The organism is Vibrio sp. OPT46, assembly GCF_015163535.1.
GTDB lineage: Bacteria > Pseudomonadota > Gammaproteobacteria > Enterobacterales > Vibrionaceae > Vibrio > Vibrio alginolyticus.
This window is the reverse complement of sequence record NZ_JADDYG010000731.1, coordinates 1,710-5,417: the sequence shown is the minus strand read 5'-3', so window position 1 is coordinate 5,417 and position 3,708 is coordinate 1,710. Positions and strand designations below refer to the sequence as shown.

Sequence of the window (3,708 nt, the reverse complement as noted above, 5' to 3'; positions counted from 1 at the left end):
GAAACGACGACCGTTCAACATTCAGGTTGTGATATGAGCTTCACCGCGAGTATTGGGGTAACTCAAGTCTGTCGTCTCGACGACTCATTTGAACCACTTGTTAAACGCGCAGACTTAGCACTTTACAAGGCAAAGGAAACCGGAAGAAATCGCGTTGAGTTTCATATTGGTGAAGAAAGGTAGAAAAAATAAAAAAGGTAGCGACTCATTGCGCTACCTTTTATCGATTCTAACCCGCTTAAAATAACTAGTACGAACTTTAAGCCAGTTAAAAATAAGAATGAGCAAATTTAATTATGCTTTCTTAAGATCTTTAGCTGGGTAAGTTAGTGTTTTTTCGCCTGCTTTTACATGTGTGTAAAAACCGCCACTGCTTAAACCTGTAACAACCATTTCGCCAAGATCGATACCTTTAGTCGCTACTACTACGTCACCGATTGAAAACATATTGAATACCTTGTTTGTTTAGATTAAGACACTAAGTCGTTGCGCGGTATTTAATACGATATTAGGCAAAGCACCTAATCGAGTTTTTTATCGTAAAGATTAATTTATGTTTGTCGTGAACTCTAAGTTTCCACATTGAAAATCACAGGATATTTTCCAAAAAAAGATGCGCGATTCTTGTGAAATACGGTAATATTTTCTAGCATCAAGTGCGGAGGTATTCTCCGCCCTCATTGGAGAAAAATGATGAAGAAAGGCCTAAAAATGCGTGCATTAGAGCGTTCTGATTTGCGCTTTATTCATGAACTGAATAACAACCGAAATATCATGGCCTACTGGTTCGAAGAACCTTACGAGTCTTATGACGAGCTCGAAGAACTTTATCGAAAACATATACATGATGACGCTGAAAGGCGTTTTGTCGTCGAAGATGAAGACGGCATCGTAATTGGCTTAGTTGAGCTGATCGAGATTAACTACATTCACCGCAGCGCGGAATTTCAGATAATCATCGCCCCAGAGCATCAAGGCCGAGGTTATGCGACAGAGATGATTAATCGTGCGTTAGATTACTCATTCTCAATTCTTAATCTACGTAAAATCTACTTATTAGTCGCAGTGGATAACGAAGTCGCTATTCACTTATACAAAAAGTGCGGCTTTATCGAAGAAGGTCACCTTGTAGAAGAATACTTTATTAACGGCGCTTACAGCGATGTTAAGCGCATGTATATATTAAAACACCAGTACCAGAAAAAGATCGAAGAAAACAACTCAATTCACTAGTTCATTCTATCAAAGTAAAAACGCAGCTATTTGGGCTGCGTTTTTATTTATTCAAATTGATATTGATATGATAATACGATGCGCTTGTCTGCTTCATCCAAATAGGTGTTGTTGTCCATGACAAACGTCATTACGTTAAAAGAGTGGCGTTTGCTCACGAGGTAACCAAGGCCGATACCACCAAAGAAGCCTTTGTAGTTCTCTCCTTCACTGTTTTCTGAGCCGTAAGTGCCTGCTGCGAAGCTGATTAACGTCAGCTCTTTGGTAAACGATTTCAGCGCAAATGCACCAACGTAACCGCTACTGCCTGAAGAGCTCATCATATTGAAGCCATTCTCTGCACTTGGCGTACCCGTAAAGTTAGGCTCGCTACAGAGACTACTTTCTGCACCGTCACAAACAGGAACATCACCAGTGTTGTACGTATAGCCTGCCATTGGGAAAATTTGGAAGCCTGCTGGCTCAATCCCGAAATAACTTAGCGGCATAAAGGTACCAACGCTGTAGTTGGTTTGATCCGCGCCGTTTACGTATTCATTTTTACCGAAGTTGAAGTTCACGATACCGACCGGAAACAGCCACGAGCCACCAATACGCCACTCGCTCGCATCATCATTGATACGCAGGTTAATTTTGCGCGCTTGGTCAAGCGCAAGTGAGCCCGAGAATGAGATGTTTTGATCATCAAAATCGTAGTTGTTTGCGTAAGACGCGCCAAATTTCGTGATGACTTTTGTTGGGTCATCCGCCAACTTGTTTTTATTGCCTTTTACTCGATGCTCGGCACCATGAGCCAACGTACTGACCAACAAAGTCGTACACACTAACGCTAGTTTGTTTTTCATTTTTTAGTCCTTTGAGATGTTGAATACCCGCACTTAGCTGCGCAGATATTTTTTGAATCATCACTCACTGGATGTGACAGAAGCGCCCTAACTACCTTAGATGGCGTGACAGCATCCAGTGCAGGTAGTTAGGGTAGAATGGCCTGTAAGGAAGGCGTTTTAGCGATTAGGAATGATTAGTTTTTCCAGTTGTAGCTCATGCTCATGAAGTACAGCGCAGGCTCATCAAAGCCAGCTTGTAAGCGTGGCGTTTCTGACGATTCCATCAAGATCGCTTCAAACGCGAAACCAATTGAGTTTTCTGAATCCAATTTGTAATCAATGCCTGTACCAATGCGGTACGCCTTGCCAGTAGGAACGGTAATGTCACCGTTTGATTGACTTTCATACATGCTGGTATCGAATGCAAAACCTGCATTCCACATCATTTTTTCATTCAGTTTGTACTGAGTACCCAATGCGATTTGGTAAGTGTCTTGTGTCTCTACGTTCAGCGTGGTTGTGTATTCGCTCCAGTCTTGCCAGTTCACGTTCCACATCACCGCTAGGTCATCATTCACTTCATGGTAAGCACTGAAGATCAGTTGTTGTGGAGCAATGGAGTTACTCTTGTCGAATTCAAATTCGGTTTCAGAAGAGTAAGACAGACCAAGACGCGTGCCTGGTGTTGCCTCATAAAGCACACCTACTCGGCCGTTGAGCTGAGTATCTTGGTCTTCGTCATTGAAGTTCAAGGCTCCCTTCGTTTCCACTTCATACATACCGTACTGAATGCCAAGCGCCGCACCCACAGACCAGTGATCATTGATGCGGTAAGAAGCGGAAGGTTGAATGGTCAAGGCTTGCGTCGTTGCTGTAGGAATATCTAAATGATCACCCAAAAGACCTTCGTACTCGAGGCCAAGACCGTAGTTGCCATACAGACCAATACCCAGCGTCCATTTGTCGTTCACTTGTTGGCTGTAAAATGCCGACGCCATAGGAACAAAACCAATCACGTTGCCCGCATCGCCAGTCATCGTGTCTAATTGCGCGTCACCGTAAAGGCCAATCAGGTTACCAGAGAAAGATTTACCAGAAACATTCGCCAGACCAGCCGGGTTTGCTGCCATTACTGAGGCATCTTGCGCACGAGCCGCCATACCAGCGGATGCCAAACCAATATCCGATGCTGTTGTTTCGTAAAGGTATAACCCACCCGCTTGCGCAGCAGCACACGTCAGTAGAGAGCTCGCTACGACGATTTTTGAAAGATTTTTCATGCTAAAACCTATTATTGTTAGGGGAACCCACGCTGCGACGGTGGTTGTATATCAATGAAAGGCATTGGCCAATCGCACACAGCGTGGGGGTGTTGTGGAGTCAGTCAGTTGAAATCAGCGTTATTGCTCGCTCACCTCAAGTTCAGTGGGTTTCTTTCGCTTAAACTTCTCGCGCAGAGATTGCATCATCACGAAGAACACTGGCGTCAGTAACGTGCCAACAAACGTAGAGAGAATCATGCCGCCGAATACCGCAAAGCCCAGTGAGTGACGAGATGCCGCACCGGCACCCGATGCAATCACCAACGGGAATACCCCCCAGATGAAGGCGAATGCGGTCATCTGTACTGCACGGAAACGGACTCGAG

Annotated in this window: 6 protein-coding genes; 2 read left to right on the top strand and 4 right to left on the bottom strand. The window is 44.4% G+C overall.

The genetic code is table 11. The features are described from left to right. Positions 1-183, top strand: a 183-nt coding sequence (locus IQR33_RS26530; protein WP_193844202.1) for a GGDEF domain-containing protein, incomplete at its 5' end; no start/stop codon positions are given. Positions 184-294: 111 nt separating this feature from the next. Here IQR33_RS26530 and IQR33_RS26525 read toward each other — a convergent pair. Beyond that, the gene (locus tag IQR33_RS26525; protein ID WP_005375418.1) at positions 295-447 is read right to left on the bottom strand and encodes a hypothetical protein; all 153 of its coding nucleotides are present in this window, start codon (positions 445-447) and stop codon (positions 295-297) included. Between the two features lie 246 nt (positions 448-693). Here IQR33_RS26525 and speG point away from each other — a divergent pair, with 246 nt between their 5' ends. After that, the gene (gene speG / locus IQR33_RS26520; RefSeq protein ID WP_005375417.1) at positions 694-1,233 is read left to right on the top strand and encodes a spermidine N1-acetyltransferase; all 540 of its coding nucleotides are present in this window, start codon (positions 694-696) and stop codon (positions 1,231-1,233) included. Positions 1,234-1,280: 47 nt separating this feature from the next. On the opposite strand, the gene IQR33_RS26515 is transcribed toward speG, so the two are convergent. From IQR33_RS26515 to IQR33_RS34485, 3 genes are all read right to left on the bottom strand, one after another. After that, a complete protein-coding gene (locus IQR33_RS26515) occupies positions 1,281-2,078 on the bottom strand; it encodes a hypothetical protein (protein ID WP_138939636.1) in 798 nt (265 codons plus the stop codon). 176 nt (positions 2,079-2,254) lie between these two features. Continuing rightward, complete coding sequence (locus IQR33_RS26510; RefSeq protein ID WP_193837204.1) at positions 2,255-3,340, bottom strand: OmpP1/FadL family transporter; 1,086 nt, start codon at positions 3,338-3,340, stop codon at positions 2,255-2,257. A gap of 120 nt (positions 3,341-3,460) precedes the next feature. Beyond that, on the bottom strand, positions 3,461-3,708 hold a 248-nt coding region (locus IQR33_RS34485; protein ID WP_228014160.1), incomplete at its 5' end, for an efflux RND transporter permease subunit.